The sequence below is a fragment of the Actinomadura logoneensis genome, from assembly GCF_003428695.1.
GTDB classification, from domain to species: domain Bacteria; phylum Actinomycetota; class Actinomycetes; order Streptosporangiales; family Streptosporangiaceae; genus Spirillospora; species Spirillospora logoneensis.
In genome coordinates this window covers 1-16,155 of record NZ_QURH01000324.1, presented here as the reverse complement: position 1 = coordinate 16,155, position 16,155 = coordinate 1, and the positions used below count along the sequence as shown (strand labels likewise).

General features: G+C 73.0%; 15 protein-coding genes. 5 read left to right on the top strand and 10 right to left on the bottom strand.

From position 1 onward, the window contains the following. The first annotated feature begins 111 nt into the window (after positions 1-111). Positions 112-438 (top strand): DUF5313 family protein, encoded by a 327-nt coding sequence (locus tag DZF91_RS20585; RefSeq protein ID WP_147341232.1) that lies wholly within the window; start codon positions 112-114, stop codon positions 436-438. 196 nt (positions 439-634) lie between these two features. Here DZF91_RS20585 and DZF91_RS20580 read toward each other — a convergent pair whose 3' ends face one another. After that, positions 635-2,020 (bottom strand): NAD(P)H-quinone dehydrogenase, encoded by a 1,386-nt coding sequence (locus DZF91_RS20580; protein WP_117359083.1) that lies wholly within the window; start codon positions 2,018-2,020, stop codon positions 635-637. Between the two features lie 72 nt (positions 2,021-2,092). Between DZF91_RS20580 and DZF91_RS20575 the strand changes: the two genes are divergently transcribed. The 3 genes from DZF91_RS20575 (at position 2,093) to DZF91_RS20565 (ending at position 5,085) form a co-directional block, all read left to right on the top strand. Beyond that, a complete protein-coding gene (locus tag DZF91_RS20575) occupies positions 2,093-2,545 on the top strand; it encodes a gamma-glutamylcyclotransferase (protein ID WP_117359089.1) in 453 nt (150 codons plus the stop codon). 114 nt (positions 2,546-2,659) lie between these two features. Then, the gene (locus DZF91_RS20570; protein ID WP_117359082.1) at positions 2,660-3,460 is read left to right on the top strand and encodes a purine-nucleoside phosphorylase; all 801 of its coding nucleotides are present in this window, start codon (positions 2,660-2,662) and stop codon (positions 3,458-3,460) included. Continuing rightward, positions 3,457-5,085: a phospho-sugar mutase gene (locus tag DZF91_RS20565; protein WP_407920922.1), complete on the top strand. Its 1,629-nt coding sequence runs from the start codon at positions 3,457-3,459 to the stop codon at positions 5,083-5,085. Before DZF91_RS20570 ends, DZF91_RS20565 begins: the two co-directional genes overlap by 4 nt. On the opposite strand, the gene DZF91_RS20560 is transcribed toward DZF91_RS20565, so the two are convergent. The 5 genes from DZF91_RS20560 to DZF91_RS20540 all read right to left on the bottom strand — a co-directional run bounded on the left by DZF91_RS20560 (position 5,082) and on the right by DZF91_RS20540 (position 10,984). Then, positions 5,082-5,696 (bottom strand): PH domain-containing protein, encoded by a 615-nt coding sequence (locus tag DZF91_RS20560; RefSeq protein ID WP_117359081.1) that lies wholly within the window; start codon positions 5,694-5,696, stop codon positions 5,082-5,084. The genes DZF91_RS20565 and DZF91_RS20560 overlap by 4 nt on opposite strands. Positions 5,697-5,798: 102 nt before the next feature. Next, positions 5,799-6,884, bottom strand: coding sequence for an adenosine deaminase (locus tag DZF91_RS20555; RefSeq protein ID WP_117359080.1), 1,086 nt, complete (start codon positions 6,882-6,884; stop codon positions 5,799-5,801). Positions 6,885-6,964: 80 nt separating this feature from the next. Next, positions 6,965-8,848, bottom strand: a complete 1,884-nt coding sequence (locus DZF91_RS20550; protein ID WP_158587989.1) for a Xaa-Pro dipeptidyl-peptidase — start codon at positions 8,846-8,848, stop codon at positions 6,965-6,967. A 73-nt stretch (positions 8,849-8,921) separates the two neighbouring features. Then, positions 8,922-10,406, bottom strand: a complete 1,485-nt coding sequence (locus DZF91_RS20545; RefSeq protein ID WP_117359087.1) for an MDR family MFS transporter — start codon at positions 10,404-10,406, stop codon at positions 8,922-8,924. Next, complete coding sequence (locus tag DZF91_RS20540) at positions 10,403-10,984, bottom strand: NADPH-dependent FMN reductase (protein ID WP_199486759.1); 582 nt, start codon at positions 10,982-10,984, stop codon at positions 10,403-10,405. The genes DZF91_RS20545 and DZF91_RS20540 overlap by 4 nt, the downstream gene beginning before the upstream one ends. Positions 10,985-11,072: 88 nt before the next feature. On the opposite strand from DZF91_RS20540, the gene DZF91_RS20535 reads away from it, so the two are divergent. Next, complete coding sequence (locus DZF91_RS20535; protein ID WP_117359077.1) at positions 11,073-11,783, top strand: TetR/AcrR family transcriptional regulator; 711 nt, start codon at positions 11,073-11,075, stop codon at positions 11,781-11,783. Positions 11,784-11,811: 28 nt separating this feature from the next. Here the strand turns inward: DZF91_RS20535 and DZF91_RS20530 are convergent, their stop codons facing one another. From DZF91_RS20530 to DZF91_RS20515, 4 genes are all read right to left on the bottom strand, one after another. Further along, a complete protein-coding gene (locus DZF91_RS20530) occupies positions 11,812-13,083 on the bottom strand; it encodes a thymidine phosphorylase (RefSeq protein ID WP_117359076.1) in 1,272 nt (423 codons plus the stop codon). A 14-nt stretch (positions 13,084-13,097) separates the two neighbouring features. Next, positions 13,098-13,514, bottom strand: a complete 417-nt coding sequence (locus tag DZF91_RS20525) for a cytidine deaminase (RefSeq protein WP_117359075.1) — start codon at positions 13,512-13,514, stop codon at positions 13,098-13,100. 74 nt (positions 13,515-13,588) lie between these two features. Next, positions 13,589-14,938, bottom strand: coding sequence for an ABC transporter permease (locus DZF91_RS20520; protein ID WP_199486758.1), 1,350 nt, complete (start codon positions 14,936-14,938; stop codon positions 13,589-13,591). Continuing rightward, positions 14,935-16,155 (bottom strand): ABC transporter permease (locus DZF91_RS20515; RefSeq protein ID WP_328589191.1); only part of this gene is annotated, 1,221 nt, incomplete at its 5' end. The genes DZF91_RS20520 and DZF91_RS20515, both read right to left, overlap by 4 nt.

The window sequence follows — 16,155 nt, the reverse complement described above, 5'->3', positions numbered from 1 at the left end:
GCCCGCGTCCCCCGAGGACGCGGGCCGGACCCGTTTCCCGCCCCCTCCGGCGGATGGTGCGGGGGCCGTCCGGGCGGGCACATAACCTGTGGCGGGATGGATGGGACGACCATGACACGTCTGCCGGGCGATCCCGGCCCGTTGGGACGCGTGCGGTACACGCTGGGTTTCCGGCTGCCGCCGGAGAACCGCGAGTGGGTGCGGCACGACCTCACGGACGTCGGCTGGCGGGCGCGGCTGCTGCTGCGGCACGTCGCGCTGATGATCCCGGTCTGCCTCACGCTGTGCCTGCTGCCCGGCCCCTGGTGGCTGCGCGGCATGGTCGCGCTGCTCGCCTTCCTGGCCAGCACGCTCACCGTCGCCGTCAGCTCGGACGACCTCCGCCGCGCCCGCCTGCACCGCCACGGCCTCGAGGACCCGCGCGGCGAACGCCGTTAGGCGGGCTTTCAAGTCCCGCCCAACTCCGCGTTTCAAAGTCCCGGCCCACTCCGCTCGCCTTGCGGCTCGCTACGTGACCACGCCGGAACGCTGAACGGCCCTGGAAGCGGAACGGCCCTGGATGCGGAACGGCCCTGGATGCGGAACGGCTCGTCCCCTGCGGGACGAGCCGTTCGGCGTGAGGCGGGCGGGCGGGTCAGAAGGCGTGTTCGGACATCAGGCGGCGGGACGCCTCGGTGATCGAGCCCGACAGGGACGGGTAGACGGCGAACGTGTGGGCCACCTGGTCGACCGTGAGGTGCTGCTGGACGGCCAGGGAGACGCCCAGGATCAGCTCCGACGCGCGCGGGGCCACGATGACACCGCCGAGGACGATGCCGGTGGAGGGGCGGCAGAACAGCTTGACGAAGCCGTCCTCGAAGCCCTGCATCTTGGCGCGCGCGTTGGTGAACAGGGGCAGCATGACCGTGCGGGCGTTGACCTCGCCGGTGTCGACCATGTGCTGGGTGACGCCGACGGAGGAGACCTCGGGGTCGGTGAAGATGTTGGACGAGACCCAGCCGAGCTTCAGCGGCTGGACGGCCTCGCCGAGGGCGTGCCACATGGCGATGCGGCCCTGCATGCCCGCGACCGAGGCGAGCATGAGCACCCCGGTGCAGTCGCCGGAGGCGTAGATGTGCGGGACGGACGTCCGGGAGACCTTGTCGACCACGACGAAGCCGCGGCTGTCGAGGGCGACGCCGACGTCCTCCAGGCCGATCCCGGCCGTGTTGGGGATCATGCCGACGGTCATCAGGCAGTGCGAGCCCTCGATCTTCGTGCCGTCCTCGAGGGTCACGGTCACGCCGTCGCCGGTGCGCTCGGCCCCGGCGGCGCGGGAGCGGGACATGACCTTCATGCCGCGGCGGAGGAAGACCTCCTGCAGCACGGAGGCGGCGTCGGCGTCCTCGGTGGGCAGGATGCGGTCGCGCGAGGAGACCAGGGTGACCTTGGAGCCGAGCGACAGGTAGGCCCCGGCGAGCTCGGCGCCGGTCACGCCGGACCCGACGACGATCAGGTGCTCGGGGAGCTCGGGCAGGTCGTAGAGCTGGCGCCAGGTGAGGATGCGCTCGCCGTCCGGCTCGGCGCTCGGCAGGACGCGCGGCGTCGCGCCGGTGGCGAGCAGGATGATGTCGGCCCGGATGCGCCGGTCGCCGACCGCGACGACGTGCGGCTCGACCAGCCGCGCCTCGCCCCGGACGATCTTGACCTCCTCGTAGGCGAGGCGCTCGGCCACGTCGAACGACTGGGCGCGGGCGAGGTCCTTGACGCGCTTGTTCACGGTGGCGAGGTCGACCTCGAGGCCGCCGACGATGCCGTCCGGCCCGCCGCTGAACCGCAGGCCGAGGGCCGACGACTCGCCCATCACCGCCATCCGGGTGGACGTCGCGATCAGCGTCTTGGACGGCACGCAGTCGGACAGCACGCAGGCGCCGCCCGGCCCGTCGCGCTCCACGACGGTCACGTCCGCGCCGAGCTGCGCGGCGACGAGGGCGGCCTCGTAGCCGCCTGGGCCTCCTCCGATGATCACAATGCGCGTCACGTCTCTATTGTTCTCCACCGTCCGCGATGCTCGGACCCGGGCCCGGTATGGAGGGGCGTACGCTTGGCGGTCGTGGCACTGTACGCGGCGTACGCCTCCAATATGGACCATGACCAGATGGCGGCCCGGGCCCCGCACTCGCCGATGCGCGGGACGGGGTGGCTGTCCGGCTGGCGGCTGACCTTCGGGGGCCAGGACAAGGGCTGGGACGGGGCGCTCGCCACCGTCGTCGAGGACCGCTCCGAGCAGGTGTTCGTCGTGCTGTACGACGTGCCGTCCTGGGACGAGCAGGAGCTCGACGCGTGGGAGGGCGCGGCGCTCGGCGTCTACCGCAAGACCCGGGTCCGGGTGCACACCCTGGACGGGGACGTGCTGGCGTGGGTCTACGTCCTGGACGACTACGAGGGCGGCCTCCCCTCCGCGCGGTACCTCGGTATCCTCGCCGACGCCGCGGAGAAGGCGGGCGCGCCGGACGACTACGTCAAGGCCCTGCGCGAGCGGCCCTGCAAGTCCCTGGGCGACTGACCCGCCCCGATCCCCCACGCGAGGGCCGTCCGGCGTCGGCGAGGGCCGGGGGCGGCCCGCGAAGAGGGGCCGAGTGCCGTTCGGCGCGGTGATCTCGGCCGGTAATGTCGGATCGTGAGCAACGACGCTTTTGCGGTGGCGGACGCCGCCGCACGTGAGATCCGCCGGAAGACCGGGTTCGACGCCTTCGACGTGGCCCTGGTGATGGGCTCGGGATGGGTCCCGGCGGCGGACGAGCTGGGCGAGCCCGTCACGGAGATCCCGGTGACCGACCTGCCCGGTTTCGCCGTCCCCGCGGTGGCGGGGCACGCGGGCCGGATCCGGGTCGTGGAGGTCGGCGGCCGGCGCTGCCTGGTGTTCCTCGGCCGCACCCACCTGTACGAGGGCCGCGGCGTGGACCCGGTCGTGCACGGCGTCCGGACGGCGCTGGCCGCCGGGGTGCGGACGGTGGTGCTGACGAACGCGGCGGGCGGGCTGCGGCCCGAGACCCAGTCGGTCGGCGACCCCGTGCTGATCTCCGACCACCTCAACCTGACCGGCGCGAACCCGCTGACCGGCGCCACCTTCCTGGACCTGACCGAGGCGTACTCCAAGCGGCTGCGGGAGCTGGCGCTGGCCGCCGACCCGACGCTCGCCGAGGGCGTGTACGCGGCGTTCCGCGGCCCGACGTACGAGACCCCGGCCGAGATCCGGATGCTGCGCACGATGGGCGCGGACATGATCGGGATGTCGACCGTGCTGGAGACGATCGCGGCGCGCCAGGGCGGCGCGGAGGTGCTGGGGATCTCCCTGGTCACCAATATCGCCGCCGGGCTGAGCGACAAGCTCCTGGACCACCAGGAGGTGCTGGAGGCCGGGCGCGCCGCCGCGTCCCGCATGGGCCGCCTGCTCGCGGACGTGCTGGCGAAGGCATGACCGGCGCGCCGACCCCGATGCGGGAGCTGGCCGAGCTGTGGCTCGCCCAGGACCCCGATCCCGAGACGCGCGCCGAGCTGGCCGCGCTGCTGGACGACGAGGACGCGCTGCGCGACCGGTTCGGGGCGCGGCTGGAGTTCGGGACGGCCGGGCTCCGCGGCGAGCTGGGCGCGGGCCCGAACCGGATGAACCGGGTGACGGTGATGCGCGCCGCCGCCGGGCTGGCCGCGCGGCTGCCCGCCGGGTCCGGTGTGGTGATCGGCTTCGACGCGCGGCACAACTCGCGCCGGTTCGCCGAGGACACCGCGGCCGTGGTCACCGGGGCGGGGCTGCGCGCCTGGCTGATGCCGGGGCCGCTGCCGACCCCGGTGCTGGCGTTCGCCGTCCGGCACCTGGGCGCGGCGGCCGGGGTGATGGTCACCGCCAGCCACAACCCGCCGCGCGACAACGGCTACAAGGTGTACTGGTCGGACGGCGCGCAGATCGTGCCGCCCGTGGACCGGGAGATCTCCGCGGCGATCGACGCGGTCGGCCGGGTGGACGAGCTGCCGCTCGGCGAGGGCTGGACGGTGCTCGGCGACGAGATCGTCGAGGCGTACCTGGACGCGCTGTCGGTGCTGCCGGTCGCGGACGCCGCCGGGCTGAAGGTCGCCTACACCCCGATGCACGGCGTCGGGCGGGACGTCCTGCTGCGGGCGTTCGAGCGGGCCGGGATCCCGGCGCCCGCCGTGGTCGCCGAGCAGGCCGAGCCCGACCCGGACTTCCCGACCGTCGCGTTCCCGAACCCGGAGGAGCCGGGCGCGATGGACCTCGTCCTCGCGCTGGCCGCCCGGACCGGCGCCGACCTGGTGGTCGCCAACGACCCGGACGCGGACCGGCTCGCGCTGGCCGTCCCGACGCGGGACGGCGGCTGGCGGGCGCTGACGGGCGACGAGGTGGGCGGGCTGCTCGCCGAGCACGTCCTGCGGCACACCTCCGGCGACGACCGCCTGGTGGTCACCACGATCGTGTCGTCGTCGCTGCTGGGCGCGATCGCGCGCGGCCACGGGGTGCGGTTCGCCGAGACCCTCACCGGCTTCAAGTGGATCATGAAGGCGGAGGGCCGGCTGGTCTTCGGCTACGAGGAGGCGCTCGGCTACAGCGTCGGCGCCGAGGACGGCGTGGTCGTCCACGACAAGGACGGCGTCAGCGCCGCCGTGGCCGCCGCCGCGCTGACCGCCGAGGCCCGCCGGGACGGGCGGACCCTGCTCGACCTGCTGGACGACCAGGCCCGCCGGTACGGGCTGCACGCCACCGCGCAGCTGTCGGTCCGGGTGGACGACCTGTCGCTGATCACCGGCATGATGGCGCGGCTGCGCGCCGAGCCGCCCAAGGAGCTGGCCGGACGTCCCGTCGAGGCGGTCGACGACCTCGCCCGGGGCGCCGACGGCCTGCCGCCGACGGACGGCCTGCGGTTCCGGCTGGACGGCGCGCGCGTCGTCGTCCGCCCGTCCGGGACCGAGCCGAAGCTCAAGTGCTACCTGGAGGTCGTCCGCCCCGCCGGGGACGACGTGGACGCGGCCCGCGCCCGCGCGGACGCCGATCTGACGGCACTCCGCCAGGCCGTGGCGGCGCTGCTCGCCTAGAGGACGGCGACGACCACCAGCAGCAGGACGAACGGGACGGCCAGGGACGCCACGGCCACCGGGGACCACGCGACGGTCCCGGTCGTGGCGTCCTCGTCGCTCCTGGGCCGCTCCCGCTCGGCGATCTCGTTCAGCTGGTCGATCGCGAACATCGTGGGCGTGCGGCCCTTCAGCGCGGTCGCCGCGCCCTTCGGCAGCTTGGCGGCCTCCCGCTGGGTGCGCGCCTCGGCCTTGGCGGCGGAGCGCGGCGAGGTCTGCAGGACCCAGGCGCGCACCGACCGTTCCGCGCCGTCCGCCTGGGCGAACGTGACGACCACGGCGTCGCGGCCCTCCACCCTTCGGACCGACCGCCACGGCGCCCGGACGTCGCGCAGCGGGTTGCGCAGGGTGACCCCGGCCTCGTCGGCGACGATCGCCGGCCGCAGCCCGAGCACGTACGCGATGCCGCAGCCGAGCAGCAGCAGGGCGGCCATCACCGCGCCGGTGGCGTCCCGGGCGGGCTTCCCGGTCAGCCCGAGGCCCAGGTCCAGCAGGTTCAGCACGGTGAAGGCCACCCAGGCCCAGGCCGCGGCCCGCGCGACGGGCGACCGGGCGGTGTAGAGCGGGGTCATGGCTCAGATCATGCCACCGCGACCGCCGTGCTCACGCCGTCCGGCACCGCCCTGCCCGTGCCGCCCTTACCCCGGGCCACCGAGGCCCGGGGTCGAGCGGGCTCAGTCCGCCTGTTCGGCCTTCAGTTCGGCGAAGCCGGGCTTGATGACGCGGTTGATCAGCTCCAGCCGCTCCGGGAAGGAGATGAACGCCGACTTCATCGCGTTCACCGTCAGCCACTGCAGGTCGTCCCAGCCGTAGCCGAAGGCGTCCACGAGCTTGGCGAACTCCTCTGACACCGACGTGCCGCTCATCAACCGGTTGTCGGTGTTCACGGTGACGCGGAAGTCCAGCTGCCGCAGCAGGCCGATCGGGTGCTCGGCGATCGACTTGGCCGCCCCGGTCTGGATGTTGGACGTCGGGCACAGCTCCAGCGGGATCCGCTTGTCGCGGACGTACGACGCCAGCCGCCCGAGCGTCGGCAGCCCGTCGCCGTCCAGCTCGATGTCGTCGATGATCCGCACACCGTGGCCGAGCCGGTCGGCGCCGCACCACTGGATGGCCTGCCAGATCGACGGCAGCCCGAAGCCCTCCCCCGCGTGGATGGTGAAGTGCGCGTTCTCCCGCTGCAGGTACTCGAAGGCGTCCAGGTGGCGGGTGGGCGGGTAGCCGGCCTCCGCGCCGGCGATGTCGAAGCCGACGACGCCCTGGTCCCGGTACCGGACGGCCAGCTCGGCGATCTCCATCGAGCGGGCCTGGTGCCGCATGGCCGTGACCAGCGTGCCCACCCGGATGCCGTGGTCGCGTCCGCCGCGCGCGAAGCCGTCCAGGACGGCCTCCACGATCTGTTCGAGGCTCAGCCCGGTGCGGGTGTGCAGCTCGGGCGCGAACCGCACCTCGGCGTACACGACGCCGTCCCGGCCCAGGTCCTCGGCGCATTCGTAGGCCACCCGGGTCAGCGCCTCGGCCGACTGCATCACGCCGACGGTGTGCGAGAACGTCTCCAGATACCGTTCGAGCGACCCGGAGTTCGCGGCCTCCTCGAACCAGGTCCCCAGGGCGGCCGGATCCGTGCTGGGCAGGTCGGCGTAGCCGGCCTCACGCGCCAGGTCGACGACGGTCTCCGGCCGCAGTCCCCCGTCCAGGTGGTCGTGCAGCAGCACCTTGGGGGCGCGCCTGATGTCGTCAAGAGTCAGACGTTCGTTCATCTCCGCAAGATACCCGCCGCGACCGCCCGGACAGGGCGCGACCGCCCGCCCAAGGACGATCGCGGCGGAATCTCACTGGCTCAGCCCGTGATGTCGCTCGTCAGCGGCAGGGTGATGCCGCTGTGGCCGAGGTCCACGCGGACCTGGGTGCCGGCCGGGTAGCGCAGCGTGTACGCGTGGTCGGTGGCGACGAGCATGACGCCGATCCGGTGGCCCGCCTTGAAGACGTAGTCCTCCGGGACGAGGTTCCACGAGTAGGTGTGGGACTTGCCCGCCTTGACGGGGCTCTGGTGCCACAGGGACTCGCGGTTGCGGATGTCCGTCCAGCCGCGCGTCACGATCTTGAACGGCTCGGTCGCCATCGTGTACTTGCGGACGGCGCGGCACCCCTGGTCGGTGGGGGTCGAGTCGCCGTAGCACCACCGGTCCTGCGTGGACACCAGGGCCTTCGGCCGGGTGTCGGTGCCGTAGTCGACCAGGACCGCCGACAGGTACGGCGAGCGCCCGTCCACCGAGGCGCGGACCTTGACGTTCGCGGTGCCGGAGAACTTGACGGCCTGCTTCAGCGCCGGGGTGACGTAGAGCAGGCGGTTCGGGTCGGCCTTCGACTCGTCGGTGACCAGCTGCTCGGCGGTGCGGGCCGGGTCGTCCACGAAGCCGGCGCCGCCCTTGCCGCGCGCGCCGAGGACGCCGGAGGCGCCGTCGGCGCCCTGCGTGAAGCCCAGCGAGACGGGACGCGCCGACGGCGCGGGCCACTCGCGGTAGGTCTCCCAGGTGCCCGGGCTGCGCTCGATGTCCACCTTCGGCTGCCGCATGACGTCGTTCTTCACGCCGTACAGCTCGTGCGCGAACCACAGGTTCAGGCTGTCCAGCCAGGCGCCCTGGCGGACGTCCAGCGGGTCGTCGTGCTGGCCCTGGTGCAGCCAGAGCTTGCGGTTCAGGTTCGTCTTCTTGAGCGAGTTCCAGAGCAGCGCCATCTCGGACGGCTTGACGTTCCAGTCGTTCAGCCCGCCGGTCATGAAGACGCTGGCCCGGAAGTTCCCGATCTTCTTGGCGAAGTTCCGGACGTCCCAGGTGGCGTTGTAGTCGCCGGTGACCCGGTCCATCTTCTTCTCGAGCTCGTGGATCTCCGGGGCGCAGACCTGCGGGTTCTTCCGGCTCAGCACGGCCTTGGCGTGCAGGTCGAGGTCCTCGCCCTCGTAGCCGTCGGGGGCGACGACGCCGCCGTTGGCGCGGTAGTAGTCGTACCAGTTCGCCACGCCGGACACCGATACGACGGTCTTGAGGCCCTTCACGCCGGTCGAGGCCGCCGCGAGCGGCAGCGTCCCGTCGTAGGACTTGCCGGCCATCGCGACGTCACCGGTGGACCAGCTCGCCTTGACCTCGTCGCCGTTCGCGTCGTACGCCTTCGCGTCGCCGGTCAGCCACTGGACGGCCTTCTTCATGCCGTTGACCTCGTTCGGGCCGATGGCCGTCGGGCAGCCGTCGGAGTTCCCCGTGCCGAGGGTGTCGGCGGCGAGCACCGCGTACCCGCGCGAGACGAAGTAGTTGTCGTAGTACATCCGCGTGTAGCTCGTCGGAGCCGGCGGCTCGGTCGGCGGCGTCCACGGCGACAGGCGCGGGTAGTCGGTGACGTCGGCCGGGTGGTAGGGCGGGTCCTGCAGCCCGGCGTAGTAGGGGCTGGCCTCCATGATCGAGGCCACCTTGAGACCGGCGTCGGTCTCCTTGGGCCGGGTGACGAACACCGCCACCCGGTCCTTCTTGCCGTCATGGTCGCTGTCCACGTCGGTCTCGACGTAGACCTGCTGCCGGATCGCGTCCTGGAAGGAGAACGTCGGCTGGGTGCGGCCGTCCTTGACGGTCACGTGCGGGCGCTCCGGCGCGGCGGCCGCGGGCAGCGCCACGGCCACCAGGCCGGACGCTCCCAGGACCGCCGCGACGGGGACGAGTCGGGAAAGGCGCAAGTGAGCTCCTCTGGGGGAATGAAGATCAGGAGAAGCCTGGCGATCCGCCCCCCGCCGCGTCAACGGTGATATTTCACAAACGCGCAGGTTCGGCCGCATCCGGCAACGGCTCGGCGGTCCCGCGCAGGGCCCTCTGACGGACGAACCACGCGGCGGCGAAGGCCACGAGCGCCAGCGCCGCCGACCCGGTCACGACGCCGTGCAGGCCCGCGGAGACCGCGTCCCGCACGGCCTCCCGTCCCGCCTCCGGCAGCGCCCTGACCTGCGCGGGCGTGAGGTTCACGGGGGCGTCCAGGCGGGCCGTGTAGACCGCGCCGAGCATCGCGACGCCGAGCGAGCCGCCGAGCGTCCGCGTGAGGTTGACCGTACCGCTGGCCGCGCCCATGTCGCGCGGGTCCGCGCCGTACATCGTGATCAGCATCGTGGACTGGGTCAGCAGGCCGATCCCGACGCCGACGAGCCCGGTCAGCGCGGACGCGGCGGCCGTCGGCGTGTGCGTCCCGAGCGGCAGCAGCACCAGCGAGCCCGCGGCGGCCAGCGCGCCGCCGAGGACGGGGAACCACCGGTAGCGGCCCGTCCGCCCGACGATCCGTCCGGTGCCGAGCTGGGCGGCGAGCATCCCGAACATGAGCGGGAGCAGCAGCATCCCGCCGCCGACCGGGGACGCGCCCCGCACGACCTGCATGTACTGCGGAAGGTACGTCATCAGCCCGAGCATCACCGCCCCCGCCAGGAAGCTCAGCACCTGTGCGAGCGCGAAGTTACGGGACGCGAACAACCGGGGCGGCAGGATCGGCTCGGCGGCCCGCCGCTCCACCGGGACGAACACCGCCAGCGCCGCCACCGCGACCGCCGCGAGCCCGATGATCTGCGGGGACGTCCACCCGTACCGGACACCGCCCCAGCTGCCGAGCAGCGTCAGCGCGACGATCCCCAGCGTCAGCAGCGCGGCCCCGGCGACGTCCACCCGCGCCCGGACGCGCCGCGCCGCGAGCCGCACCCGCGTCGCGACCAGCAGCAGCGCCAGGCCGCCGACCGGGAGGTTCACGTAGAACGTCCAGCGCCAGTCGAGGTGGTCGGTGAGCAGCCCGCCGACCAGCGGTCCCCCGACGAACGCGACCGGCACGATCACGCCGATCATCGACTGCAGCCGGGCGCCCTCGCGCGGCGGCACCAGCTCCCCGATGATCGCCATCGCGCCGACCATCAGCCCGCCCGCGCCCAGCCCCTGCACGGCGCGGTAGGCGATCAGCTCGGCCATCGACCCCGACATCCCGGACAGCGCCGACCCGGCGAGGAACACCACGACGGACGCCATGAACGCGCCCCTGCGCCCGGCGAGGTCGCCGAGCTTGCCCCACAGCGGCGTCGTCACGGCGGTCGCCAGCAGGTACGCGGTCACCACCCAGGACAGCTCCCGCACGCCGCCGAGGTCCCCCACGATCGTGGGGAGGGCCGTGCCGACGATCGTGCCGTCCAGCATGGCGAGGAACATTCCGAGCAGCAGCCCGAACACCCCGAGCCGGTCGTACCCGGCCTCCCCGTCCGCGGCGCTCATGCCGCGTACGGCCGCGCCGCGCGGGCCGTACGCAGCGCCTCCGCCCACCAGGCGAGCTGGTCGAGCATCTTCTTGGCGGCGGCGTCGGCGGCCGGGTCCGCGGCCTCGCCGTCCGGGCCGAACGCGCCCCACACGCCGTTGAAGCCGACGCCGTCCCGGATCGTGACGGCGTGCAGCTCGCCGAAGACCTGCCGGAGCTGCTCGACCGCCCGCGTCCCGGCCGAGAAGCCGCCGTAGGAGACGAACCCGATCGGCTTGGCGTGCCACTCCCGGTTGTGCCAGTCGATCGCGTTCTTCAGCGACGCGGGGAAGCTGCGGTTGTACTCGGGCGTCACCACGACGAACGCGTCGGCCGCCGCCAGCCGCGGCGACACGGCCGCGAGCTGCGGCAGCGCCTCCGGGTCGGAGGGCGGGCTCCCGAGCTCCGGCAGGACGGTCGGCAGCGGGGTGGCGACGAGGTCGACGACGTCCGCCTCCATGTCGTCCCGCTGCGCGATGTGCCGGGTGATCCAGGCGGCGACCGTGCCACCGGACCGTCCCTCCCGCGTGCTGCCGACGATGACCGCGACCTTCATCATGGGAACCCCTCGAATGTGTACGACGTATCCAGTGGGATACAACGTACACATCGATGTGTACGTCGTCTACTCCAGATACGATGTACACATGCCCGCCGACCTACCGCCGCTGTGGGAGCGCCTGGAGCGTCCCGCCGCCGCACCCCGCCAGACGCTCACCCTCGACCGGATCGCCGACACCGCCGTCGGCATCGCCGACGCCGAGGGCCTGGACGCGATCACCATGCGCGGCCTGGCCACCCGGCTGGGCGTCGCGCCGATGGCGCCCTACCGGCACATCCAGAACAAGGACGAGCTGCTGGAGGTCATGGTCGACCGCGTCTACGGCGAGCTGACGCTCGTCCGGGGCGCCACCTGGCGGGAGACCCTCCGCGAGCACGCCCTGCGCACCCGCGCGCTCATGCACGCCCACCCGTGGCTGACCGAGCTCCCGGCGACGCTCTCCCCGCTGTCGCCGCACCGCGTGGGCGTCGTGGAACACGCCCTGTCCGCCCTGGACGGCCTCGGCCTGGACGCCGACACGATGATGGCCGTCTACCGCGCCGTCGGCTTCTACACCCAGGGCGCGACGGAGGCCGAGCTGACCTACCAGCGCTTCATGCGCCGCCAGGGCTTCGACTCCCCCACCGACCTGCGCATCGGCATGGCCCCGCACATGACCTACCTCATGGGGACCGGCCGCTACCCCACCTACCGCCGCTACCTGCACGAGGCCGCCCACAAGGACGACGCCGACTGGCAGTTCGCAACGGGCCTCGACGCCGTCCTCGACGGCATCGAGACCCGCTTCAACCTCTGAAGGCCCTACTCCGCGTTGTTCGAAGGGGTCAGGAGAGGCGGTCGATGATGAGGGGGAGCAGGTCGGGGGCGGTGGTGCCGATCTCGTAGCCGCCCTCCAGGGACTCCAGGGCGCGGTCGAAGCGGGCGGGGTCGTCGGCGTGGAGGGTGAGGAGGGGCTGGCCCTCGGTGACCTTGTCGCCGGGCCGGGCGTGGCAGATGACGCCGGCGCCCGCGGACACCGGGTCCTCCTTGCGGGCGCGGCCGGCGCCGAGGCGCCAGGCGGCGACGCCCACGGCGAACGCGTCCAGCCGGGTGAGGACGCCGGAGGACGGCGCGGTGATCGTGTGGGTCTCGGCGGCCTGCGGCAGGGGGGCGTCCGGGTCGCCGCCCTGGGCCGCGACCATGCGGCGCCACACGTCCATGGCGGAGCCGTCGCGCAGGGCGTCGGCCGGGTCCTTGCCGGTGATCCCTGCGGCGTCGAGCATCTCGCGGGCCAGCCGGACGGTCAGCTCGACGACGTCCTCGGGGCCGCCGCCCGCCAGGACCTCGACGGACTCGGCGACCTCGACGGCGTTGCCCACGGCGCGGCCGAGCGGCCGGTCCATCGCGGTGAGCAGGGCGACCGTCCGCACGCCGTGGTCGGTGCCGATCGCGACCATGGTCTCGGCGAGCTCGCGGGCGTCCTCGACGGTCTTCATGAAGGCGCCGGAGCCGACCTTGACGTCCAGGACGAGCGCGCCCGTCCCCTCGGCGATCTTCTTGGACATGATCGAGGACGCGATCAGCGGGATCGACTCGACCGTGCCGGTGACGTCGCGCAGCGCGTAGAGCTTGCGGTCGGCCGGGGCCAGGCCGCTGCCCGCCGCGCAGATCACCGCGCCCGTGCTCTCCAGGACGTCCAGCATCTCGGCGTTGGACAGGGACGCGCGCCAGCCCGGGATGGACTCCAGCTTGTCCAGGGTGCCGCCGGTGTGGCCGAGGCCGCGCCCGGACAGCTGCGGGACGGCCGCGCCACACGCCGCGACGACCGGGGCGAGCGGCAGGGTGATCTTGTCGCCGACGCCGCCGGTGGAGTGCTTGTCGGTGGTCGGGCGGCTGAGCGAGGAGAAGTCCATCCGCTCGCCGGAGGCGATCATCGCGGCGGTCCAGCGGCCGATCTCGGCCCGGGACATGCCGTTGAGCAGGATGGCCATCGCGAGCGAGGACATCTGCTCCTCGGCGATCGCGCCGCGGGTGTAGGCGTCGATCACCCAGTCGATCTGCTCGTTCGACAGCGCGTGGCCGTCCCGCTTGGCGCGGATGACGTCGATGGCGTCCACGTCGGGGACCTCTTTCAGGAGCGGGTGATCAGGTCGTCGGGGCCGAAGGCGTCCGGCAGGACGTCCGCCAGCGGCCGGATGCCGGAGACGGACTCCAGCAGGGTCTCGGGGGTGCCGTGCTCCCAGAGGAGCTGGCGGCAGCGCCCGCAGGGCATGAGGGGGGCGCCGTGGCCGTCCACGACGGCGACGGCGACGAGCCGGGGGCGGTCGCCCGTGAGGTCGGCGTCCGGGCCGTACAGCGCGGAGACCAGGCTGCACTCCGCGCACAGGCCGATCCCGTACGAGGCGTTCTCGACGTTGCACCCGGTGACGACGCGGCCGTCGGACACCAGCGCCGCCGCCCCCACGGGGAACCTCGAGTACGGCGCGTAGGCCCGCTTCATCGCGTCCCGGGCCGCGCCGCGAAGGACATCCCAGTCGATTTCACTCATCAGGCATTGCTCCCACTCGGTGGTCGTGGATCGGGCCCGGCATCGGCGGTGCGATGCCGGGCCCGGGCCGGATGTCAGCGCGCTTCGCCGCGGCGGTAGATGAGGCCGTCGGCGGCGGGCATCCGCAGCCGCTGGCTGGCGAGGGCCAGCACCAGCAGCGTCGTCACGTACGGGATGGTCGAGACCAGCTCGCCGGGGACGGCGTCGCTCATCGCGAACCACAGCCCGAGGGCCGCGGCGGTGACCAGCGCGAGCGCTCCGGCGACGTAGGCGCCGCGCACGGTGCGCCGCTCCAGGTCGGTCGTCACCAGCGGACGCAGCCGGGACCCGCGGACGAGCTGCCAGGCCGCGACCGCGACGAAGATGACCGCCACGAACAGCAGCAGGGCGTGCGCCGAGTCGCCGCCGCCGCGGACGTTCATCGCGTCGGTGTAGCCGAACAGCAGCGAGCCGGACGCGAGCCCGACCGGACGCCAGTTACCGAAGATCATCGCCGCGAGGCCGATGTAGCCGCGGCCGCCGGTCTGGCCGTCCTGGTAGAGGGACGACACGGTGACCATGAACGCGCCCGCGAGGCCAGCGCAGCCGCCCGAGATCATCACGGCCGCGTACTTCATCCGGTACACGTTGACGCCCAGCGACTCGGCCGCGTACGGGTCCTCGCCGCAGGACCGCACGCGCAGCCCGAACGGCGTCCGCCACAGCACGAAGAACGTGACCGGGACGAGCAGGACCGCGATGAGGGTCAGCACCGACATGCCCGCGGTGAGGCCGCGCAGCACTCCCGCGACGTCCGACACCAGGAACCAGTGGTGCTTCTCGACCGAGCCGAGCCAGTCCGGGGACTGCCAGGAGCCGATCTTCCCGCCGGACAGGAACGGGACGGTCAGCGTCGGCATCGCGTCCACCGGCGGCGACTGCCGCGGCCCGCCGCCCAGCGCCTTGGCGTGGCCGGTGTTGAACACCAGGCCGGCCAGGAACTGGGTGAGGCCGAGGCCGAGGATGTTGATCGCGACACCGGACACGATGTGGTCGACGCCGAACGTGACGGTCGCGATCGCGTGCACGAGGCCGCCGAGCGCTCCGCCGAGGATGCCGGCGACCGCGCACGCCCACGGGCCCCACTGGTAGCCCGCCCAGGCGCCGGTCCAGGTGCCGAGGATCATCATGCCCTCGAGCCCGATGTTGACCACGCCGGACCGCTCGGCCCAGAGGCCGCCGAGCCCGGCCAGGAAGATCGGGACGGCCAGCCGCAGCGCGGCCGAGACGGTGCCGGACGAGGTGACGTCGTCGGCGCCGTCCAGCACCCGGACGGCCGACAGCAGCACCAGCAGCGCGCCGGCGATCATCAGGTAGTGCGGCCAGCGGAGGTCCAGCTTGGCGCGCACGCCGGAGACCTTCTCCGCGACGGTGGCGGTACTCACTTGGCGGCCTCCCCCGCGACGGTGTGCCCGGCGGCGAGCTCGCTGGCCACGCTCTTCTGCTGGAGCCGGATCTCCCAGCGGCGGACCAGCTCGTAGACGATGACGACGGTCAGCACGACCACGCCCTGCATCACGCCGACGATCTCCTTCGGCACGTCGACCTCCTGGAGGATGTCCGAGGACTGGTCGAGGAAGGCGAACAGGATCGCGGCGAGCGCGATGCCGACCGGGTGGTTGCGGCCGAGCAGCGCGACGGTGATGCCGGTGAAGCCGAGCCCCGCCGGGAAGTTCAGCGAGTAGTTGTAGGACGCGCCGAGCAGCTCGGGCATCCCGATCAGGCCCGCGACCACGCCGGACAGCACCATCGTGATGACGACCATCCGGCCCGCCGAGACGCCGCTGGCCTGCGCCGCCGTCGGGGACAGCCCGGAGATCTTCAGGTCGAAGCCGAACCGGGTCCGGTTGATGACGACCCAGAACACGACGCCGACCACGATCGCGACCGGAAGCAGGCCGTACATCCGGCCCGGCAGGTCGATGCCGATGCTCGACAGGAAGCCGTTCAGCGGGCCGACCCGGCCGGACGACGGGATGTCCGGGGTGGCCACGTTGTTGCTGCCCGGACGGTCCGCGGCGAGCCGGTCGGTGTTCAGCAGGTAGGCGATGACGCCGGTGGCGATCGCGTTCAGCATGATCGTCGAGATGACCTCGCTGACGCCGCGGGTGACCTTCAGCAGGCCCGCGATGGACGCCCACGCGCCGCCGATCACCATCGCCGCGACGATCACCAGCATCTGCCCGAACGGGGCGGGCAGGGTGACCGCGCCGCCGAGCGAGGCGGCCAGCAGCGCCGCGAGCCGGTACTGGCCGTCCACGCCGATGTTGAACAGCGCCATCCGGAACCCGATGGCGACCGCGATCGCCGACAGGTAGTACCGGGTCGCGCGGTTCAGGATGTCCACGATCGAGTTGGACGTGGTGCCGTAGTCGATCATCGACTGGATCGAGCTGACCGGGTCCGCGCCGGACACCCGCAGCACGATCATGGTGATGCCCAGCGAGATCAGCAGCGCCAGCACGGGCGCGCCGACCTTCAGGGCCAGCCCGCGCGGGCCGAGCCCCCGCAGGATCGCCTGCCACGCGGGCACCTGGTCCGGGCCGTCCGGCCGGGCCGTGGCGGGCCCGGCCGAGGCCGGCGTTCCGACCGGCTCGGCCAC

Excerpts from the sequence above, each read along its gene's own strand:
- DZF91_RS20555 (WP_117359080.1), bottom strand. The coding sequence starts at position 6,884 with ATGAACGAACGTCTGACTCTTGACGACATCAGGCGCGCCCCCAAGGTG.
- DZF91_RS20525 (WP_117359075.1), bottom strand. The coding sequence starts at position 13,514 with ATGAGTGAAATCGACTGGGATGTCCTTCGCGGCGCGGCCCGGGACGCG.
- DZF91_RS20535 (WP_117359077.1), top strand. The coding sequence starts at position 11,073 with ATGCCCGCCGACCTACCGCCGCTGTGGGAGCGCCTGGAGCGTCCCGCC.
- DZF91_RS20565 (WP_407920922.1), top strand. The coding sequence starts at position 3,457 with ATGACCGGCGCGCCGACCCCGATGCGGGAGCTGGCCGAGCTGTGGCTC.
- DZF91_RS20560 (WP_117359081.1), bottom strand. The coding sequence starts at position 5,696 with ATGACCCCGCTCTACACCGCCCGGTCGCCCGTCGCGCGGGCCGCGGCC.
- DZF91_RS20540 (WP_199486759.1), bottom strand. The coding sequence starts at position 10,984 with ATGATGAAGGTCGCGGTCATCGTCGGCAGCACGCGGGAGGGACGGTCC.
- DZF91_RS20545 (WP_117359087.1), bottom strand. The coding sequence starts at position 10,406 with ATGAGCGCCGCGGACGGGGAGGCCGGGTACGACCGGCTCGGGGTGTTC.
- DZF91_RS20585 (WP_147341232.1), top strand. The coding sequence starts at position 112 with ATGACACGTCTGCCGGGCGATCCCGGCCCGTTGGGACGCGTGCGGTAC.